General features: G+C 68.5%; 17 protein-coding genes and 1 pseudogene. 15 read left to right on the forward strand and 3 right to left on the reverse strand.

The window, feature by feature from the left end; translation table 11 throughout:
* Positions 1-29: 29 nt before the first annotated feature.
* On the forward strand, positions 30-1232 hold the full coding sequence (locus tag EX20_RS12235; RefSeq protein ID WP_034193707.1) for a benzoate/H(+) symporter BenE family transporter: 1203 nt from the start codon (positions 30-32) through the stop codon (positions 1230-1232).
* Between the two features lie 38 nt (positions 1233-1270).
* On the opposite strand, the gene EX20_RS12240 is transcribed toward EX20_RS12235, so the two are convergent.
* Together EX20_RS12240 and EX20_RS12245 are read right to left on the reverse strand one after the other, a co-directional pair.
* The gene (locus EX20_RS12240) at positions 1271-2158 is read right to left on the reverse strand and encodes an NmrA family NAD(P)-binding protein (protein ID WP_034193708.1); all 888 of its coding nucleotides are present in this window, start codon (positions 2156-2158) and stop codon (positions 1271-1273) included.
* 219 nt (positions 2159-2377) lie between these two features.
* Entirely contained in the window at positions 2378-3253 is an 876-nt protein-coding gene (locus tag EX20_RS12245) for an AraC family transcriptional regulator (protein WP_034193709.1), read from the reverse strand.
* A 192-nt stretch (positions 3254-3445) separates the two neighbouring features.
* Here EX20_RS12245 and EX20_RS12250 point away from each other — a divergent pair, with 192 nt between their 5' ends.
* The gene (locus tag EX20_RS12250) at positions 3446-3643 is read left to right on the forward strand and encodes a hypothetical protein (protein WP_034193710.1); all 198 of its coding nucleotides are present in this window, start codon (positions 3446-3448) and stop codon (positions 3641-3643) included.
* Positions 3644-3692: 49 nt separating this feature from the next.
* Here the strand turns inward: EX20_RS12250 and EX20_RS12255 are convergent, their stop codons facing one another.
* Positions 3693-4655: a LysR family transcriptional regulator gene (locus tag EX20_RS12255; protein WP_011881237.1), complete on the reverse strand. Its 963-nt coding sequence runs from the start codon at positions 4653-4655 to the stop codon at positions 3693-3695.
* Positions 4656-4755: 100 nt separating this feature from the next.
* Here EX20_RS12255 and EX20_RS12260 point away from each other — a divergent pair, with 100 nt between their 5' ends.
* From EX20_RS12260 to EX20_RS12315, 13 genes and pseudogenes are all read left to right on the forward strand, one after another.
* Positions 4756-6114 (forward strand): NAD(P)/FAD-dependent oxidoreductase, encoded by a 1359-nt coding sequence (locus tag EX20_RS12260; RefSeq protein WP_034193711.1) that lies wholly within the window; start codon positions 4756-4758, stop codon positions 6112-6114.
* A gap of 317 nt (positions 6115-6431) precedes the next feature.
* Positions 6432-6866, forward strand: a complete 435-nt coding sequence (locus tag EX20_RS12265; protein WP_011881235.1) for an HAD family hydrolase — start codon at positions 6432-6434, stop codon at positions 6864-6866.
* A 275-nt stretch (positions 6867-7141) separates the two neighbouring features.
* A pseudogene (locus tag EX20_RS32840) lies at positions 7142-7314 on the forward strand (histidine-type phosphatase); the annotation flags it as partial.
* A 97-nt stretch (positions 7315-7411) separates the two neighbouring features.
* Entirely contained in the window at positions 7412-7702 is a 291-nt protein-coding gene (locus EX20_RS12270) for a hypothetical protein (protein WP_011881233.1), read from the forward strand.
* Between the two features lie 445 nt (positions 7703-8147).
* Complete coding sequence (locus tag EX20_RS12275) at positions 8148-9794, forward strand: EAL domain-containing protein (RefSeq protein WP_034193712.1); 1647 nt, start codon at positions 8148-8150, stop codon at positions 9792-9794.
* Positions 9795-10004: 210 nt separating this feature from the next.
* Positions 10005-11597 carry a PAS domain-containing hybrid sensor histidine kinase/response regulator gene (locus EX20_RS12280; RefSeq protein WP_034193713.1) on the forward strand — a complete coding sequence of 531 codons (1593 nt, stop codon included), beginning with the start codon at positions 10005-10007 and terminating at the stop codon, positions 11595-11597.
* Between the two features lie 131 nt (positions 11598-11728).
* A complete protein-coding gene (locus EX20_RS12285) occupies positions 11729-14095 on the forward strand; it encodes a DNA polymerase II (RefSeq protein ID WP_014724333.1) in 2367 nt (788 codons plus the stop codon).
* 478 nt (positions 14096-14573) lie between these two features.
* The gene (locus tag EX20_RS12290) at positions 14574-16640 is read left to right on the forward strand and encodes an FUSC family protein (RefSeq protein ID WP_034193714.1); all 2067 of its coding nucleotides are present in this window, start codon (positions 14574-14576) and stop codon (positions 16638-16640) included.
* Positions 16637-16861 carry a DUF1656 domain-containing protein gene (locus EX20_RS12295; RefSeq protein ID WP_034193715.1) on the forward strand — a complete coding sequence of 75 codons (225 nt, stop codon included), beginning with the start codon at positions 16637-16639 and terminating at the stop codon, positions 16859-16861. The genes EX20_RS12290 and EX20_RS12295 overlap by 4 nt, the downstream gene beginning before the upstream one ends.
* A 2-nt stretch (positions 16862-16863) precedes the next feature.
* Complete coding sequence (locus EX20_RS12300; RefSeq protein ID WP_011881227.1) at positions 16864-17763, forward strand: efflux RND transporter periplasmic adaptor subunit; 900 nt, start codon at positions 16864-16866, stop codon at positions 17761-17763.
* A complete protein-coding gene (locus EX20_RS12305) occupies positions 17757-19169 on the forward strand; it encodes an efflux transporter outer membrane subunit (protein WP_034193716.1) in 1413 nt (470 codons plus the stop codon). The genes EX20_RS12300 and EX20_RS12305 overlap by 7 nt, the downstream gene beginning before the upstream one ends.
* On the forward strand, positions 19166-20203 hold the full coding sequence (gene cynR, locus EX20_RS12310) for a transcriptional regulator CynR (RefSeq protein ID WP_034193717.1): 1038 nt from the start codon (positions 19166-19168) through the stop codon (positions 20201-20203). Before EX20_RS12305 ends, cynR begins: the two co-directional genes overlap by 4 nt.
* A 390-nt stretch (positions 20204-20593) precedes the next feature.
* Positions 20594-20908, forward strand: a complete 315-nt coding sequence (locus EX20_RS12315; protein ID WP_034193718.1) for a hypothetical protein — start codon at positions 20594-20596, stop codon at positions 20906-20908.
* The last annotated feature ends 10 nt before the right edge of the window (positions 20909-20918 follow it).

Raw genomic sequence — 20918 nt, forward strand, 5'->3', positions numbered from 1 at the left:
CGGCCGCGCGCCGCCCTCTCCGAACGACGATGCAACCCAACTCCTCACCCGGCGCGGTCCGCTCGATCGGCAACGACTGGTCGGTGTCCGCGATCACCGCGGGCTTTCTGGCGGTGCTGATTTCCTATGCGGGTCCGCTCGCGATCCTGTTCCAGGCATCGCAGGCCGCGCACGTATCGAACGAGATGGTCGCGTCGTGGGTCTGGGCGATCTCGATCGGCGCGGGCGTGTCGGGCCTGTTCGCTAGCTGGAAACTGAAAGTGCCGGTGATTACCGCGTGGTCGGCGCCCGGCACCGCGCTGCTCGTCGGCCTGTTTCCGCAACTGTCGCTGAACCAGGCCGTCGGCGCCTACCTGACGGCCGCGGCGATCATGCTGGCGATCGGCGTGAGCGGCGGTTTCGACCGTCTGGTCCGCCATATTCCGCGCGGCATCGCGTGCGGGATGATGGCCGGCATCCTGCTGCCGTTCGGCATGCATGCGTTCTCGGCCGCGACCGCGCAGCCGGTGCTCGGCTTCGGGATGATCGGCGCGTACGTGATTTTCAGGCGCCTGCTGCCGCGCTACAGCATCGTGCTGGTGCTGCTGACGGGCGCCGCGCTCGCGACGCTGCTGGGGATCGCGCACATCGGCAACGTATCGCCGAGCATCACGCGGCCCGTGTTCATCGCGCCGGAATGGACGCTCGGCACCACGCTCAGCCTCGCGTTGCCGCTGGTCGTCGTCAGTCTCACCGGCCAGTTCCTGCCGGGGATGACGATCCTGCGCGTCTCGGGCTACCACACCAGCGCCCGGCCGATCATCGCCGCTACCGGCGTGATGTCGCTCGTCGTCGCCTGCTTCGGCGGGATCACGATCGTCGTCGCGGCGATCACCGCGGCGCTGTGCACCGGCAAGGATGCGCACGAGGATCCGGACCGCCGCTATGTCGCGGGCATCGCGAACGGGGTGATCTATCTGATCGGCGGGATCTTCGCGGGGACGATCGTCACGCTGTTCTTCGCGCTGCCGAAGGCGTTCGTCGCGATCCTCGCGGGGCTCGCGCTGATCGGTGCGATCGGCGCGAACGTGCACGGGATCTTCGAGGACGACGCGCACCGCGACGCGTCGGTGATCACGTTCCTCGCGACCGCATCGGGGATGACGTGGCTGGGGCTCGGGTCCGCGTTCTGGGGCATCGTGATCGGGTCGGCCGCGTATGCGGCGTCAAGCCGGGTGCGCCGCCACGCGTGACGCGACGCGCGCGCATCGGCGCAGACATCGGCATCGGCTCAGCGCGCGCGCTCGCGCAGCAGCGCCGCGATCGCCTGCTCCGCTGACGTTGCGCCGTAGACGCGCTCCGACACGCCGGCCTCGACGTCGATCTGCCCTGCGTTGTGCGCGTCGTAGAGATCGACGATCAGCTGTGCATGGCGCTCGCTGAGGCCGGCGCGCAACAGCGTAGCGGTCCATGCGTCGCGCGGCAGTTCCTGCGCGACGATCGCGCGGCCGGCGCGTTCGGCGAGCGCATTGGCGATGTCGCGCACGTTCACGCGCCGCGGCCCTTCGATGCTGACGATGCGCAACGCCGTACGCGCCGCGGCCGGCTCGGCGAGCAGCCGCGCGGCCGCGATGCCCACGTCTTGCGCCCAGACCGTCGGAAACACCTTGTCGAGCGGATGATGAAAGCTCGGCAGCACGCCGGTGGCCAGCGCGACCGGCAGCACGCGCGCCCAGTTCTGCAGGTGTTCGGCCGAGCGCAGCAGCGTGAGCTGCGTCGGGATCGTCTTGAACGCCGCTTCGAGCCGATGAAAGAGCCGCGTGATGCCCGTGTTGCCGTCACGCTCCGCGCCGTAATCCGACAACGCGAGCAGCGCCGGCGGCGCAGCGGCGACGAGCGCGCCGGTCACGACGTCGATGATCCGCTCCATCGACGCGGCCGGGTCGCGCTCGGCGGCGGGCACCGGACACAGCATCTGCACGGCCTGCGCGCCGTCGAGCGCCGCGGCGACGGCCCGTGCGTCTGTCAGATCGGCGATCGCCACCTCGCAGCCGAGTTGCACGAAGCGCTCGCGCCGGCTTGCGTCGCGCAGGACGGCGCGAACCGGATGGCCTGCGCTGCGCAGGGCCGTGACGGCCGACAAACCGACATTGCCTGTTGCGCCGAAAATCACGAACACGATTCGCTCCTTGGGGGATGACGTTGCGGTGATTGTCGGGGTGCGCGACTCGGATGGCGCGCACGGATGGATGAAGCGAGCAGGAATGGATGACGCGATGGTCGGGGCGCGCGGGTGGACGGCGTGAGCTGCGGCTCGGTGGATGTTATTGGAGGCGCGCTGTCAGGTTGGCGTTGCCATTCATGCTGCCCTTACCGCCATCAACCTCCTAAGCCCGCGTCAGCCCGCCCTTCCCCCCGCGCGCGCAATTTCGGTCGGCGTCGCGCCGAGCACGCGATTCATCCAGTTCGCCATGTGGCTCTGGTGCGCAAAGCCGGCCTCGAGCGCGATCTGGCTGATGCTGAGCCGTCCTTCGAGCAGCAGCGTCTTGGCCCGCTCGACGCGCCGCCGCACGACGTACTGATGCACCGGCATCCCGAGCGTCGCGCGAAACAGCACCTTGAAATGCGGCACGCTGATCGACACGAGCGCCGCGAGTTCGGCGAGCGTCATGCGGCGTTCGAGGTTCGCCTCGACGTAATCGATCACGCGCGACGCCGCCTTCGGCGTCAGCATGGGCGTGCGCTCGCGTAGCGCCGGACGGCTGTCGGCCAGCCGCGCGACGAGCGCCGTGCACAGGCTCTCCGCATAGAGCGGGTCTGATGCGTCCGCCGCGTCGAGTTCGGCGGCCAGCGCCCACGCGATGTGCTGCAGCCGCGGATCGCGCACCTGCAGCCGCCGGCGGATCTGGGCGTGCGCGGGCTTCAGTTCGAGTTGCTCGAACGTGCTCCGCACGAACGTGTCGCTCAGCGCGATGTACAGGACCCGGCAATCGGCGCTGTCGGTCCACCGGCCCGGCAGCCCTGCGGGGATCACGTCGACGTCGCCATGCGCCTGGATGCGCGACACGCGCTCGCCGTCGCATACGCAATCCGCGCGCACGGGCGAGCCGACGTGCACGCCGATGCGGTGATGCTCGGCGGCCGGAATCCGGTACGTGCCCGCGCGTATTTCCAGCAGCGATGCGCCGAAGCCGCACCATCCGAGCCCCCGGCTGGAGCGCAGCGTGACGGGCACGCCTTCGTCGGGTGGCGCGGCGAGAATCGGATCGCTCATGATTTCCCTCCACCGAAGCGGATACAGATCGCGCATTGTGACGCCTTTTCGGCGCGCTTGCCGGGCCTGCGCGGTCACTTCGACGTCGCGTCGGAAAAGATCATCCGTTTCTGCTCGGGCCAATCCTTGCGTGCGCGCCAATCGCAGCCGCGCCGCCTACGATGGGCGAATCCGACACCTACGGAGACCGAGATGCCCCGTTCATGCCCGCCGCATGCGGCGTTTGCCGCCACTTCATCGTCCCGCGCAGTGCGCCTGCGTGCGCTTGGCGCGTCGCGCGACCACAGCCCGACCCTTGCCGAACGCTGCCTGCGCATGATCGGCTGGCACCGGCTCGAGCGACTGCTCGCGTCGATTCCCGACAGCAACGACGACTTCGGCATCGTCTGACGGCGGCGCCGCATGGCGCGGCCCGTATCGGGCCGCTTGCATCGACCACTCACATCGCCTGCTTCCGCCGCCGATCGTGCGGCGCGACCGTCGCGCCGTCGATCACCGGCGCGCCCTGCTTGATCAGGAAGTCGCGGAACAGCCCGGTCACCTGCGAGATGCGGCGATCGGCGAGCGTAACCACGTACCACTCACGCTCGATCGGGTTGCCGGGAAACGGCAATTGCCCGAGCAGCCCCGTGCGCAACTCGAGCGCGCATGCGTGCAGCGACAGGAACGCAATGCCGAGCCCGGCTTCGGCCATCTGCTTGATCGCCTCGTTGCTCGACAGTTCCGAGCCCACGTGGAACCGGTAGCCGGCCGTCTTGAACAGCGTCTCGACGGTCGAGCGCGTGCCCGCGCCGCGTTCACGCACGAGCAGGTGGGCGGATTCGAGATCCTTCAGCGTGACGCGCTTGCGCTGCATCAGCGGATGCGTCGGCGCGGCGACGAACACCATCGGATGCTTCGCGAATTCGACCGCGTGCGTGCGCAGCTCCTTCGGCGCGCTGCCCATCACCGCGAGATCGATTTCATGCGTGGCGAGCATGCGGATGATGTCGTCGCGGTTGCCGACCTTGAAATAGGTCTTCACGTGCGGACGCGTCGCGGTGAATTTGACGAGCAACGGCGGAATCAGATACTCGGCGGTCGTGATCGCGCCGATGCGCAGCGTGCCGCCGAGATCGCCCGTCAGCGCGGCCACCTCGTCGCCGGCCTCGCTCCACAGATGCAGGATCTCGCGCGCGTAGCGCGCGACGATTTCGCCGGCCGCGGTCAGCTGCACGCCGCGCCCCACCCGCTGCAGCAAAGCGGCGCCCACCGCCTCCTCGAGCAGCCGAACCTGCAGCGAGACGGCGGGCTGCGTCAGGTTCAGCTCCTCGGCCGCGCGGGACACGCTACCGAGCCGCGCAATCATGTCGAGCGCCTTCAACTGCCGGAACGTTGCGGTCTTTCCTATAAGTGAATACATATGAGTCGCTTATAAACATTAAATTGTTTGCGCAGGTTCGAAACTATATCGTCGGTTCCTGAGGAATGTCATTCGAATCATCATCAAGCGGGAGCCCAACATGAACCACAACACGCACACCGTTGCAACGGACCGCGCACCACCCACGCCGCGCATCGTGATCGTCGGCGGCGGGGCCGGCGGCCTGCAGCTCGCGACGCGCCTCGGCGACACGGTCGGGCGCCGCGGGCAGGCCGAAGTCGTGCTCGTCGACCGCTACCCGACGCACTTCTGGAAGCCGCTGCTGCACGAAGCCGCATCCGGCCATCGCGATCCGGCCACGCACACGATCGAATACGTCGCGCAGGCCAAGCGCCACGGCTTCCGGTTCGTGCAGGGCGCGCTGCAGGCGCTCGACCGCGCGACGCGCACGGTGACGATCGCCGCCGTGCACGACGCCGACGGCACCGAGATCCTGCCGCAGCGCGAACTCGGCTACGACGACCTCGTGCTCGCCGTCGGCAGCGTGACGAACTTTTTCAACGTTCCGGGCGCGGCCCGCCACGCGCTGCCGCTCGAAAACCTCGACCAGGCGGAAGATTTTCGGCGCAAGTTCCTCGCCGCATGCACGCGGGCCAACCACGCGGCCGAGCAGCATCCGGCGCGGCGCGCGGCACCGGTCTGCATCAGCGTGATCGGCGCGGGCGCGACGGGCGTCGAACTGGCCGCGGCGCTGCGTCACGCGGTCCAGCAACTGACGACGTATCGCTTCAAGGCGCTGGTGTCCACGCGCGACGTGCACATCCGGCTGATCGAAGGCGGGGCGCGCATCCTGCCGGCGCTCGACGAGCGGCTGTCGGCGCGCATGCATGCGCAGTTGCGCACGCTGAGCGTCGACGTGCTGACGGATACGCGCGTCGCGCAAGTCGATGCCGACGCGGTCACGACCGCGACCGGCGAGCGGCTGGCGAGCGACATCACGATCTGGGCGGCCGGCGTGGCCGGCCCCGCGATCCTGCGGGAGCTCGGCGGTATCGCGCTCAACCGGTCGAACCAGGTGATCGTGACCGACACGCTGCAAACGCCCGACGATGCGCACGTGTATGCGTTCGGCGATTGCGCCGCGTGCCCGTCGGCCGATGCGCTGAGCGTGCTGCCGCCGCGCGCGCAGGTCGCGCACCAGCAGGCCGTGTACCTCGGCGACGCGTTCGCGCGGCGCCTCGCCGGCAAGCCGGTGGCGCGCTTCGCGTTCCGCGATGCGGGCACCGTGGTGTCGCTCGGCCACACCGGCGCCGTCTATCAGGCCGACTTCGGCGCGCGGCCGCGCTCGGTGATCGTCGACGGGCTCGCCGCGATCGGGCTGTACAAGTTCCTGTACCGCAAGCATCTGTTCAGCGTGTACGGACTGAAGCGCGCGCTGTTCCAGTCGCTCGGGCACTGGCTGCAACGCCGCAACCAGCCGTCGATCAAGCTGCACTGAGCGCGGCTTGCACGGTGCCGCAACACCGCGTATCGCGCGCACCACGCGATACGCGGCCCGCTGCGGCGCACGGCCGTGGTGCAGCGATCGGCTGCGCATGTTTGGTGCATCGGGCGAAGGCCGTCGCGCCGATGCCGAACCTGCGTGTCGTGCTGCATCGCGCACTTCCGCACCAGTCATGGCCCGCGATGCCATTCATTAGTCGAATCGTATGGGTCGGATATAAATATTAATTGGTCGCATATTCCGGATCGACGCTAAGGTGTCGAGCATTCCCGTCCGCGAACGGATCGTCACGTGTCAGGAGAGGAATCACCGTGGTCATTGAAGCCATCGTCACCCGTCTCGATGCTGCATTCGCGCAGATCGAAGCGACACCCGATTCGCACGAAGCACGCAACCAGCGCGACGCCATCATCCAGTGGCTCGACAGCGCATCCGAGCAAGGCTATCGGCTCGGCCTCGTCACGACGCTGCCGGCCGCCCGCCTCAGCGACATGTTCGAGGGGCAGTTCGGCCGCGCGACCCTCGACCGCTTCGCGGTCGTCGTGACCGACGCCGATCAGCAGGATGCCGCAGCGAACCGCCATCCGTTCGACGTCGCGCTGCAAGCGCTCGGCGTACCGCCCGAATGCGCGGTGGGCGTCGCCAGCAGCGAGCCGGAGCGCCGCGAAGCCGAGATCTTCGGCCTGTCGCGATGCATGCGCGTCACCGATACGATGCACGCGCTCGCATCGGCAAGCGTGCACTGAACCGCGCGCGTTCATACGGATACACTCGGCTGGTCGGGCGCGATGGCGCGCCATGCCGATCATCGTCTGACGACGCGCTGGCATTTTTGCCGTCAAAGTCGGCTGCGACATTCGCCGGCTTGATCGATTTCTTCCCGAGGCGGGACGGTGCGTGCATCGTCTCGCTCGTCGCGCAACGGGCCGGTTCACCGATACACAGAAGGTTGTGACACCAAGACGAAGATCGCTGCGGCGGTCGACGCGGTGAACGGGCGGCGTCATCGGAAAGGCTGAACGTCCGCGACGCGGAGCCTGTCACGTACCGGATGACAAAGCGGCTGCATGACGATTTCTTCAACGCGGTCGATGCAATCGCACGCGGCGGCCCGATACGCGCCGCAACGCTGCGCCCCCATTCGCATCCGTCATGGGCCTGAAGAACGCTTTCATGGCAACGCCGCACGCGCGGCTACGGTCCAACGCGGAACCGCATGCGAACAGCCAGCGGCCGCGCCGAAACTCCGCCGACACCGCGAGGTCGAACGAGCATCGTCGGAGAAAGTGACATGAACCACACCGCCCCGCTCGCCATCCTGCTCGTGCTCGTTGCCGCCAGCTCGCCCGCATACGCCGACGCGAGCGCCAACATCCCCACCGCGCAGGTTCCGCCGCAGCAGAAGAACTGCGTGCCGTCCTCCAGCGTGCGTCAGCCTTCGAATCGGCCGCCGATCCGCGTATGCGTCGGCGATTCCGACACGCAGCTGAACCTGCCGTGGTTCGTCACCGACGTGCTCACCGCCGTGGACACGCGTCAATCGCCTCGCGCCCTGTTGCACCGGATGCGCGACGATTTCTGAATCCCGGCGCGCCGGACGCTTCGGCCTACAGCGCGCCATAACGCGGCGTTCCCGGATTGGCCGCGGTATCACCCAGATAACCGACGTTCATACGAGATAGGCGGCTGATGGCAACGTATGCGCCGTCCCACGAATATTTACGATCACACGTTAATCTACGACACAGCATTCAATTAACAAACTACGATCAACAATTGAGGGATCCATCGTATACTTGCCGCACACCGTCCTCGTGCCAAGAGAAGGTGGGTTCCGCCCGGCCGCATTCGATGCGGCCGGGTTTTTTTGCGCGCCATCAATATATATGCATAATCGATGTATGTTATGGAGAGCCGCGTCGAACCCGTGTCCCCGCATCGTTATCGCTTCGCGTGTGTCGCGAGCGTAGAATCGACTGACGTCCCGCTACCGGCGCGGACCGCCGCGCTCCGGCCAGGCACGGCGAATGCTTCGCGCCCATTCATCGACCGGTTCGACGAGCATGCCCATACGGACAACAACGAGCGCGACCCGACGAACGTCCGCGTCCACGCCGGGCGCGAAGCCGGTATTCCATCGCGCCGACGCCGCGCAGCACATCGTGTTGCCGATTGCCCTCCTCGCCTGCATCGTCGTGCTCGTCCTCGCGCTCGTCATGGCCGACCGCATGGCGCGCGACTCGGTCACGCACCACGAGCGCACGGTCGCGACCGATATCGCGATCTCGATCGACCATATCCTCGACGGCGTGCGCTCACGGCATCCCGGCGAACTCGATGCGCTGATCGGCCGGCCGTGCGCCAGCGTGTCCAGAACGCTTGCCGAAGTGGCCACGCGCCTGCGCTACCTCCGTGCGGTCGGACTGATCAACGGCGGCCGCGTCACCTGCTCGTCCGCGCTCGGCCCGGTCGATGTTCCGCTCGAGGTTTACACGCGCACGCCGGCGTCGGCCGGCACGACGCTCGCGCTGCTGGAGCAGACGCCGTTTCAGCGCGGCGTGCCGGTGCTCGCGGTCGTGCGGGCGGCAACGCCGGGCTCGGGCGTGCTGTACCTGATCGAAGGCGACTATGTGGCCGACATGCTCGCGTACGGCGCGCGCTTCGGCGCGGCGACGGCCACGCTGTCGGTCGCGGGCTGGGGCGGCCTCGATCAGCGCGGCCGCTTCATGCCGCCGCACCCGGCGGCCGCGCCGGCGGGCAGCGCGATCACGTCGAGCGCGTGGCCGTTCACGGTGTCGGTCGCGGCGTCGCAACCGTACGTCTCGCAGGTGTATCGGCGCTATCGGCTCGTCTGCCTGACGATCGCGCTGCTCGTGAACGGTCTCGTCGCGGCCGCGTACCTGCTGGCGATGGCGCCGCGCCGGCTGCTGCTGAAGGCGGTCCGCCACGCGCTCAAGCGCGGCGAGCTTCACGTCGTCTACCAGCCGATCGTCGACGTCGAGACGCGCCGAACGGTCGGCGTCGAGGCGCTGCTGCGCTGGCAGCATCCCAAATGGGGGGCCATCGGTCCGGCGGCATTCGTCCCCGAGGTCGAGTCGAGCTCGATCCTGCCGAAGATCACCGAATTCGTGCTGCGCACGGCCGTATCGGAATTGGCCGACCTGGCGCCGTCGACGCCGCTGCGCATCGCGATCAACATCGCGCCGCAGGACCTCGAACGGCCGCGCTTCGTCGCCCTCGTCGCCGAGGCGATTCGCCGGCTGCCGCCGGGATGCACGCTGGTGCTCGAAGTCACCGAGCGCGTCCTGCTCGAGAAGAATGCACGCACGACGGAGATGTTCGCCGCGCTGCGCGCGACGGGCGCGAAGTTCGCGATCGACGATTTCGGCACGCATCACAGCAATCTCGACCTGCTGTCGCGCTTTCCGTTCGATTACGTGAAGATCGATCGCCAGTTCATCTCGCAGCTGACGACCGGCAACGCCAGGCTGATCGAGGGCATCGCGGCGCTGGCGCGCCATTACGACGTGACCGTCATCGCCGAGGGCGTGGAGACGGAGGAGCAGCATCGCGCGCTACGCGCCGTCGGCGTGCAATATGCGCAGGGCTTTCTGTATCACCGGCCGCAAGACCCGGAGAATTTGAAGCGCGATTTCGCGGCGATGCCGGCCTGAGCGCGCCGCGTCGCGCGCCCGCGTGCGGGCGCCGTCGCGAGGCGGCGCCGACGGGCCGCGGTGCTGGCGCTGGTGCTGGTGCAAACGCCCACGCGAGCATCAACGCCAACGCCGAAGCGAGCACCAATCCCCATCGCGGCCCAGCCAGCGACGGCCCACCGCACCGCGACCGAGCACGCGGCGCGATCGCCACACAGAACGAGTATCCCGATGACGCCAGACCATCCGCCGCCCATCCCTTCGAACCGCGAGCCGGTCGCGCACGATCAGCCGCTGCTCCACCGCTACGCGGAGTTCCGGTTCCAGACGGTCGTCTCGTCGATCACCGACTATGCGGTGTTCATGCTCGACACGCACGGCAACGTCGCGACGTGGAACGCGGGCGCGGAGCGCATCAAGGGCTACCGCGAGGACGAGATCGTCGGCCGCCATTTCTCGCGCTTCTATCCGCCCGACGCGATCGCCGCCGGCCGCCCGGCTCAGGCGCTCGAAACCGCGGTCGCGTCCGGGCACTTCCAGGACGAAAGCTGGCGCGTCCGCAAGGACGGTTCGCGCTTCTGGGCCAGCGTGACGATCACGGCCGTGCGCGACGAGTCGAACACACTACGCGGCTTCATCAAGATCACGCGCGACATGACCGAGCGCAAGCGCGTCGAGGAACTGGAAACGGCCACGCGGCGGCTCGACGTGTTCATCGCGACACTCGCGCACGAGTTGCGCAACCAGCTCGCACCGCTGCAGCACACGATCGGCATCCTTCACAGCCTGCCGGCGGCCGGGCTCGGCCCCGCGCTCACGCAATGCAAGGACATCGCCGAGCGGCAGATCGGCCAGCTCGTGCGGCTCGTCGACGATCTGCTCGACATCGGCCGCATCAAGACCGACAAGGTGGATCTGCAGCAAGCGCCACTGAACGTGCGCGACATCGTCTATCGCAGCGTGCAGAGCATCCAGCCGAAGGTCGATGCACGCGGACAGCGCATCGTCGTGCGCCTGCCACCCGCGCCGGTGATCGTGCGCGGCGACGACGTGCGGCTCGTGCAGGTGCTGTACAACCTGCTCGACAACGCATCGAAGTATTCGCCGAACGGCGAGCACATCGAAGTCCACGTGCGCACCGAGGCGAGCGTGGTCGCGATCGACGTCGTCGATCGCGGGATCGGCATCGTCCCCGGCGCGCAGGAGTCGATCTTCGAACTGTTCGAACAGGACAGCAGCGCGGGCCGCCTTGCGGCCGGCGGGCTCGGTCTCGGCCTCGCGATCTGCCGCAAATTCGTCGGCCTGCACGGCGGCAGCATCACCGCCGACAGCGCCGGCATCGGCAAGGGTTCGTCGTTTACCGTGCGGCTGCCGCTCGCGCAGCCGGCCGAACGCGTCGAGCCGGCGCGCGTCGCACCGGCACCGCTCACGACGCGCCCGCTGCGCATCCTGGTCGTCGACGACAATCGCGAAGCGGCCGACACCCTCGCCGTCCTGCTGCAAACCAAGGGCCACACGGCGCGCGTCGCCTACCACGCGCGCGATGCGGTGCCGCTCGCGCGCGACTTCGCACCGCAGCTGATGCTGATCGACCTGAGCATGCCCGACGTCAACGGCTTCGAGCTGCTGCGCGAACTGAACGCGACACGCATCGCGCCCGATGCATTCCGTGTCGCGCTGTCGGGGCACGTGCGTTCGTGCGATCGCAAGGAAACCGCCGACGCCGGCTTCGACGACCATTTCGCGAAGCCGATTCCGATCGACGCGCTCGATGCATTGCTCGCGCGCGTCGACACCGCTGCGCAGCGCCACGGCGAAGGTTGAGCACGCTGCTCGATGCGGCACGCGCAACGCGCGGCCCGCCCGCGCCGCCTGACGCCATCGACGCACGCGCGGCGGCCGGCACGCGCAAGCGCTAAAATTCGCCGCCTGGGCATCCACGACGAGCGAGCGTTTTGACGGAGTTCGAGCAGGGTTTCATCCTCACCCGCCACTGGCGGGACACCGCGTCCGGCATCGAGATCGAGTTCTGGCTGGCAACCGAACACGGTCCGCGCCGGGTGCGGTTGCGCCCGCAGGAAGCCGTCGCGTTCGTGCCGGCGCAGCAGCAGGCGCTCGCCGAGCGCGCGCTGGCCGGCGAGCGCGATGCCGAATGGCGTCCGCTCGCGCTGCGCGACTTTCGTCAGCGCCCGGTGGCCGGCCTCTACTGCCGTCGCTACCGCCATCTGAGCGCACTGCAGAAGCGCCTCGCGTCGGCCAGCGTCGACGTGTACGAAGCCGACGTGCAGCCGCCCGACCGCTACACGATGGAGCGCTTCATCACCGCGCCCGTGCTGTTTCGCGGCGCCGTCGCCGCCGACGGCACGCTGACCGACGGCGAACTGAAACCGGCGGCCGATTACCGGCCGACGCTGCGCTGCGTGTCGCTCGACATCGAGACGAGCGTGAACGGCGAGCTGTATTCGATCGCGCTCGAAGGCTGCGGACAGCGACAGGTCTACATGCTCGGGCCGCCGAACGGCGACGCGCGGGCCATCGACTTTCGCCTCGACTACTGCGACAGCCGCGCCGAGCTTCTCGCGCGGCTCAACGACTGGTTCGCCGAGCACGATCCCGATGCGGTGATCGGCTGGAACCTCGTGCAATTCGACCTGCGCATCCTGCACGCGCACGCGCAGCAGTACGGCGTCGCGCTGAAACTCGGGCGCGGCGGCAGCCTGCTGGAATGGCGCGCGCACGGCCAGCAGCCCGATCACTTCTTCGCGGGCGCGGCCGGGCGCCTGATCCTCGACGGCATCGACATGCTGAAATCGGCGACGTGGACGTTTCCGTCGTTCAGCCTTGAATACGTGTCGCAGGCGCTGCTCGGCGAAGGCAAGTCGATCGACAACCCATATCAGCGGATGGACGAGATCCAGCGCCGCTTCGACCACGACAAGCCGGCGCTCGCGCACTACAACCTGAAGGACTGCGAGCTCGTCACGCGAATCTTCGCGAAGGCCGACCTGCTGTCGTTCGCGCTCGAGCGCGCGACCGTCACGGGCCTCGCGGCCGACCGCACGGGCGGCTCGGTCGCGGCGTTCACGCATCTGTACCTGCCGCGCATGCACCGGCTCGGCTACGTCGCGCCGAACCTCGGCGACGTGACCGGCCAGAACAGTCCCGGCGGCTTCGTGATGGATTCGCGACCCGGCCTGTACGACTCGGTGCTCGTGTTCGACTACAAGAGCCTCTATCCGTCGATCATCCGCACGTTCCTGATCGATCCGGCCGGCCTGATCGAAGGGCTCGCGCATCCGGACGATGCGGCATCGGTGCCCGGCTTTCTCGGCGCGCGCTTCTCGCGCACCGCGCATTGCCTGCCCGACATCGTGCGACGCGTGTCGGAAGGCCGCGACGAAGCGAAACGCCGGCGCAACGCGCCGCTGTCGCAGGCGCTGAAGATCATCATGAATTCGTTCTACGGCGTGCTCGGCTCGACCGGCTGCCGCTTCTTCGATCCTCGGCTCGCGTCGTCGATCACGATGCGCGGCCACGAGATCATGCATCGCACGCGCGAGCTGATCGAGGCACAGGGCTACGAGGTGATCTACGGCGACACCGATTCGACGTTCGTGTGGCTCGGCCGCGCACACGACGACGACGCGGCGGCCGCCACCGGCCGCGCGCTCGTCGCGCAAGTGAACATTTGGTGGCGCACGCATCTGCGCGAACGCTACGGGCTCGACAGCGCGCTCGAGCTGCAATACGAGCGGCACTACCACCGCTTCCTGATGCCGACCGTGCGCGGTGCTGAGGAAGGCAGCAAGAAGCGCTACGCGGGCCTCGCGCGCGCGGCGGACGGCGGCGACGATCTCGTCTTCAAGGGGCTCGAAACGGTGCGCACCGACTGGACGCCGCTCGCGCAGACGTTCCAGCGCGAACTGTACCGGCGCGTGTTCAAGCGCGAGCCGTACCAGGATTTCATCCGCGACTACGTCAGGCGCACGCTCGCCGGCGAATACGATGCGCAGCTGATCTATCGAAAGCGGCTGCGCCGGCCGTTGAGCGAATATCAGCGCAACGTGCCGCCGCACGTGCGCGCCGCGCGGATCGCCGACGAATTCAACCAGGCGCGCGGGCGTCCGCTGCAGTACCAGCGCGGCGGGTGGATCAGCTACGTGATGACGACCGCCGGCCCGGAGCCGCTCGAAACGATGCGCTCGCCGATCGACTACGCGTTCTACGTGAGCCGCCAGCTGCAGCCGGTCGCCGATGCGATCCTGCCGTTCCTGCGCGACGATTTCGAACGCGTGATCTCCGGCCAGGGGCAATTGTTCTGACGTCGCGCGGCTGCGCGAGCGGCCGTTCCTTCATACGGTTGCGCGTGCAACCGCCTCGCCTGTATCCGCCGTGTGCCGATCGGCATTCCGACGGCCGCGTGCATCGAGCGATAAGTAAAACCGATCGACCCGGTCGGAAATCCGACTTGGACGGCGCGCACGCCGCAGCGCACAATTTCGTCCATCGCAATCGAATGAAACCCTGATCCTTCGCAATGCGTTTTCGTGGCGCCCGCGCTGAACGACCGCGTATCGCCACACGCTTGAATAACAAGGAAAAGGCGCGCTCGCCGTGCTTGAAATGCCTCCAACGAACCATCCCTGCGTGCGCCGCCGCGTTCGCGCACGCTCCGTTTCCGTCCGCCGCGACGCATGCTGCCCACCGGTGCCGCACGACATGACGTGCGGCACGCCGCCTCCGGCGCCGTAACGCGCCCGCAGCAAACACTACTCCCCCGTCTCGCCCGAGGAAACCGACGTGTCGCAAGCCACCGTCGCGCCGCTACGGCCGCGCGACCCCTTCTCCATCGATCCGAGAAAGCTGCTGTTCTCGGTCACCACCTTCGTCGCGGCCGCGCTCGTGCTGCTGATCTCGTTCGCCGTCAGCTTTCCGCGCCCGTGGTGGGCGCTGCTCACGGTATACGTGACCGCACAGCCGATGGCCGGCACGTTCCGACCGAAGACCATCTATCGCGTGGCCGGCATCGCGACCGGCGCGATCGTCACCGTTGCGGTCGCACCCAATCTGCAGAACTCGCCGGCGCTGCTGGTGCTGTGCCTCGCGCTGTGGATCGGCTTCTGCATCTATCTCGCGGTGCTCGATCGTACGCCGCGCGCGTTCCTGTTCCAAATGGCGGCGTTCAGCTCGGCCGTGATCTGCTTTCCGTATCTCGACGATCCGACCAACATCTTCATCACCGCCGTGTCGCGCGTCGAGGAAATGTCGGTCGCGATCCTGTGCGTGACGATCGCGCACCGCGTCGTGAAGCCCGCGAACAACCGGCCGGTGATTCACGAACGCGCGCTGTCGTTTCTCGGCGATGCATGCCGCTGGACCGCCGAGGCGTTCGGCACCCGCCACGCGCGCCTCGAACACGCGCATCGCCGCAAGCTCGCCGCCGATGTGACGGAGCTCGGCATCATCGCGACGGCGCTGCCGTTCGATCAGCGCTTCGCGCTCGCGACGCGCGACACCGTCACCGCATTGCAGCACCGCCTTGCCGCGCTGCTGTCGATCGCGTCGGCCGCGGCGAACCGGCTCGACCAGCTGCGCGCGCTGAACGCGGTCGATGCGGACACCGCCACGCTCGTCGACGCGGTGATCGCCGACCTGCACGCGTCACAGGAGGTCGGCGACGCGCTCGACGCCGGCCTCGCCGCGCGCTGCCGCGCCCTTGCCGCCGAGCGGCTGCACGATTCGACGTGGACGTCGCTGCTCGCCGCGAGCCTGTTCGACCGCACCGCCGATTTCATCGACACGCTGCACGCGGCCCGCACGCTGGTGCGCAGCTTCGCCGCAAGCGACGCCGAGCTCGCGCGCCACCTGACGCCCGCGGACGCCACGCGCCGCTTCGCGCTCGCGCGCGATCACGGGCTCGCGCTGCTTGCCGGCGCGGCGACGGCCACCGCGATCGTCATCTACTGCGCGGTGTGGATTCTCCTCGCCTGGCCGAACGGGTCCGCGACCGCCGCCTTCGCCGCGCTCGTCACCTGCTCGTTCGCGGCGCAGGACGATCCGGCGCCGATGATCGGCCGCTACCTCGTGTCGACGCTCGTCACGTTTCCGCTCGCCGCGCTGTACCTGTTCGTGATCCTGCCGCGGGTCGACGGCGCCGGGATGCTGATCCTGACGCTCGCGCCGGCGCTCGTCTGGATGGGCTACATCCAGGCCGATCCCGCACGCACCGCGCGCGCGCTTCCGATGTTCTCCTGCTTCATCGTCGCCATGGGCTTTCTCGATCGTTTCCAGGCCGACTTCGCGCTGTTCCTCAACACGGGGCTCGCGCAGATCGGCGGCATCGCCACGACGCTGGTCGTGAGCAAACTGTTCCGCTCGGCCAGCACGCGCTGGACCGCATACCGGATCGTGCGCCAGAACTGGGCCGATCTCGCGCAGATGGCCGACCCGCGCCGGCCGCTCGATGCGGCCACGTGGACGGCGCGCGCGATCGACCGGCTCGGTCAGGTCGCAACACGCATGGCGTTCGCCGATCCGGACGACGCGTTGCACGCGGTCGACGGGCTGAGCGACCTGCGCATCGGCCGCAACATCATCCAGGCGCGCGAGGGGCTCGATCGAGGCGACGCGAATACGCGCCCGGCAATCGAGGCCGCGCTCGCGCAGGTGTCGAACCTGTATCGCGCGCGCGCCAACGCCCGCCATCTGATTGCAGCCGACGCAACGCTGATGCGCGCGCTGAATCGCGCGATCGCGGCCGTCGCGCGCGACCCCGCCGGCCGCGACGACGCCACGCTGCTCGCGCTGGTCGGCATGCGCTGCAACCTGTTTCCGCATGTTCAACTCGTCGAAGGAACGACGCGATGATCGAAGAGATCCACATTTTCGGCATCTACATGCCATCCGCGCTCGCCTGGGCCGTCGTCGCGCTCGGCGTCACGTTCATCCTGCGCGGGATGCTGGTGCGGCTGCGCCTGCACCTGCTGCTGTGGCAGCCCGCACTGCTCGAACTCGCCGCCTTCTTCGCGCTGTGGTGGGGTATCGCCCGCATTGCCGACGCCTGTCTCCCGCATCGACTCCTCTCCTGAACATGAAGCAAATCATTCCGCTGCTGCGTACCGTGCTGACGGCCGCCATCCTCGCCGGCATCGTCGCCGCGATCTACGGACTATGGGTGCGTTACCAGATCGAGCCGCTCACGCGCGACGGCAAGGTGCGCGCCGACGTGGTGCCGATCGCGCCCGACGTGAGCGGCCTCGTCACCGACGTGCGCGTGCACGACAACCAGAAAGTGACGAAGGGCCAGGTGCTGCTGGTGATCGATCCGTCCCGCTACCGGATCGCGCTCGAACAGGCCGATGCGAACCTCGCGAGCGAGCAGGCCGAACTCGACGAGGCGATCCGCGAAGACCGCCGCAATCGCGCGATGCCCGACGTGGTGGCCGAGGAGTCGGCGCAACAGGGCGCGACGCGCGTCGAGAAGCTGCGCGCGGCGCTCGCGCAGGCGCATTCCGCGCGCGACCTCGCGGCGCTGAACCTCGAACGGACGCTCGTGCGCGCACCGGTCGACGGCACCGTGACCAACGTCGGGCTGCTGCCCGGCGTGTACCTGAGCGCCGGCAAGGGCGCGATGGCGCTGGTCAACGACACGTCGCTGCGCGTGGAAGGCTACTTCGAGGAAACCAAGCTGCCCGCGATTCACGTCGGCGATCCGGCCAGCATCTATCTGATGGGCGTCGCGAGCGAGATTCGCGGCCACGTGCAGAGCGTCGCGGGCGGCGTCGAGGACCGCGAGCGCGCGGGCGGCGACGCGCAGCTCGCGAACGTGAACCCGGCGTTCACGTGGGTGCGGCTCGCGCAGCGCATCCCGGTGCGCATCGCGATCGATTCGGTGCCGCCCGGCGTGCGGCTCGTGCCGGGGCAGACCGCGTCGGTCGAGATTCACGCACGCGCCGGCGACGTCACGGTGCGCCGGAGCCTGCCATGGTGAGCGTGCGCAAAGCGTGGATCGCCGCGCTCGGCCTCGCGCTCGCCGCCTGCGCGGAGGTCGGCCCGGACTATCGCGTGCCGCCTGCCGCGCTCGCGAACGCGCCGGCCGCCAGCGGCGCGTTCGTTGCGGGTGCAACGGCCGCGTCGAATGCGCCGTTGCCCGCTCGCTGGTGGCGGCTGTACGACGATCCGGCGCTCGACGCGCTGATCGAGCGGGCGCTCGCGAGCAACGTCGATCTGCGCGCCGCGCAGGCGAACCTCGAGCGCAGCAGCGCGCTGCTCGCGGCGGCGCGCACGGCGCGCGAGCCGAGCGCGGGCTTCGACGCGTCGACGAACTACACGCAGCAATCCGCCGCAGCGGTGCTGTCGCACGTCGAGCCGCCGCGGCACGAGATCTACAACATCGGCTTCACGATGAGCTACGACCTCGATCTGTTCGGCGGCATCCGGCGCGGAATCGAGGCGGCGTCCGCCGATCACGAGGCCGTCGCCGCCGCGCGCGATCTGGTGCGCGTGAACGTCGCCGCCGAAGTCGCGCGCGCGTATTCGGACCTGTGCAATGCCGGAAACCGGATCGACGTGCTGCAGCGGGCGATCGCGCTGCAGCAGCAGCGCCTCGCGTTGACGCGCCAGTTGATCGCTAACGGCCGCGCGCCGAGCTTCGAAGCGCAGCGCGACAGCGGTGCGATCGACGACAGCCGCGCGGCGCTCGCGCCGCTGCAGGCGCGCCGGCTGAATGCGGCGTTCCGGCTCGCGACGCTGATGGGCGAGCCGCCGGAGAACTACGATCGCGCGCTGCTGTCGTGCCGCAAGCCGCTCGAACTGGCCGCGCCGATTCCGTCCGGCGACGGCCGCGCGCTGCTCGCGCGCCGTCCGGACGTGCGCGCGGCCGAGCGCCGGCTTGCCGCGTCGACCGCACGCATCGGCGTCGAAACCGCGGCGCTGTATCCGGACATCAAGCTCGGCGCGAGCATCGGCTCGACCGGCGGCGCGGCCGCGTTCCTCACGCCGTTGACGAACCGCTTCGCGGTCGGGCCGATGGTGACCTGGGATCTGCATCGCAGCGCGATCCGCGACCGCATCGACGCGGCCCGCGCCGACAGCCGCGCGAGCCTCGCGCATTTCGATGCGACGGTGCTCACGGCGTTGCGCGAAACGGAGACGTCGCTGAACACGTACGCTGCCGCGCTCGAACGCCTGCAACGTCTGCAAGCGGCGCGCGACGCCGCGCGCGACGTGATGGAGCGTACCGACGAACTGCGCCATGGCGGCCGGGTCGGCGGCCTCGTCGCGCTCGATGCGCGGCGCACGTGGCTCGCGGCCGAAACGGCCGTCGCCGCGGCACGGCAGCAGGTGAACGACGACCAGATCGCGACCTTCCTCGCGCTCGGAGGCGGCTGGCAATGAGCACCGTCGACGATCCGATGCTCGCGCGGCCGGCGCATAATGGCGGGATGCCCGCCCCACGCGACTCGCGAATCAATCCGCGCAAGATGAAGTTCACACAACGCAGCCCGCTGCTTCGCAACATCAGTTATTTGCTGGCGATCGACGAGCATCGCAATTTCACGCGCGCCGCCGAAGCGCTGAGCGTGTCGCAGTCGGCGCTGTCGCAGAAGGTGCGCCAGCTCGAGGACGAGCTCGGCGTGCAACTGTTCGATCGCAGCGGCCGCGTGGTGCAGCTCACCGACTTCGGCAGCGTGTACCTCAAATACGTGCGCCGCGCGCACAACGATCTGGTCACCGCGCAACGCGCGCTGCACGACGTGCACGACCTGTCGCGCGGGCAACTGCGGATCGGCTTCACGCCGACCTTCACCGAATACCTCGTCGCGCCGGTGATCGAGCAGTTCCACGAACGCTATCCGGGCATCGTGATCGAGATCACCGAGATGTCGCTCGATGCGGTCGAGACCGCACTCGGCGACGACCAGGTCGATCTCGCGTTCGGCTTCGTCGATGTGCGCTCCGACGAAATCGAGGCCGAAGCGCTGTTTCCCGAACAGCTGATGCTGGTGGTCGGCCGCACGCATGCGCTGACCGCGCAACGCGAGCCCGTCACGCCGACGCAGCTCGCCGATACGCCGCTCGCACTGCTGACGACGAGCTTCGTGTCGCGCTTCTACGTCGACAGCTATTTCCAGTCGTACGACATGCAGCCCGACGTCGCATTGCAGGCCAATTCGATCAGCGCCGTGCTGAAGATCGTGAGCCGCGGCAAGATCGCGACGATCCTGCCCGGCACGATCGAGTTCGAGCATCGCGATCTGCAATACGTGCCGCTCGACCCGCCGTTCCCGGTGCGCACCGTCGCACTGCTGCGCCGCAAGGGCGCGTATCGCACGGTCGCGTCGACGGCATTCGCGGAGCTGGTGCGCGAGATGCTCGACCATGGCAGCCTGTCGTCGCTGCGTACGCTGACGGCGCGCGAGCAGGGCTGACGGCGGCGGCGCCGCCGCCGCAATCTCCACCGCAATCTCCAGATCGATCGTCCGCCGCATCACGGATGCGGTGGTCGTGCCATGCGTCGCCGTTTCGTTGCGCATGCATCGATCAACGATCGATCCGCCTTATCGACCGCATCGGAAATACGCCTTGGACACGCTCAGGGTTTTCCATCATTCTCCGCTCATCGATTCGATGTGAATCGGTCGCGCCGAATAGCGGCGTCGACGGGCCCGGCGCCCATGTCGCACGATCCTTCCGTAGCACGCCGACACACTCGACAAGAAGAATCTGACACGCTCCCGGCCATCGACGGCCTGCGTCGGCGATGCCCACGTCCCGAATCGAACGCGTGTAAAACCCGTTTGGTCTAATTGGAGTCCTGAATGTCCCGGTCCGCTTCCCTTTCCGTTCTCGCCACCTTCATCGCGCTTTGCGGCATCACGGTCACCGCACCCGCGTCCGCGCAACAGCAACCGGCGGCGCCCGCCTCGCAGCAGCAATCGAGCAGCATCGCCTCTGTCGTAGCGGTCGCCGCCGCGCATGCAGGCGATGACGCATGCGCACACGGCGCCACCGCAACGAAGGCCGTCGCCGCACCGGTGCGCGTCGCCCCGACCCGCACGCCCGATGCACCGAATGCACCTGAGGCCGGCTGCATCGGCCCGGCGAGCTTCTGCAACGTCTACTTCGGCAGCTGATCCGCCGCCG

The sequence above is a fragment of the Burkholderia sp. WP42 genome, assembly GCF_000745665.1.
GTDB classification, from domain to species: domain Bacteria; phylum Pseudomonadota; class Gammaproteobacteria; order Burkholderiales; family Burkholderiaceae; genus Burkholderia; species Burkholderia vietnamiensis.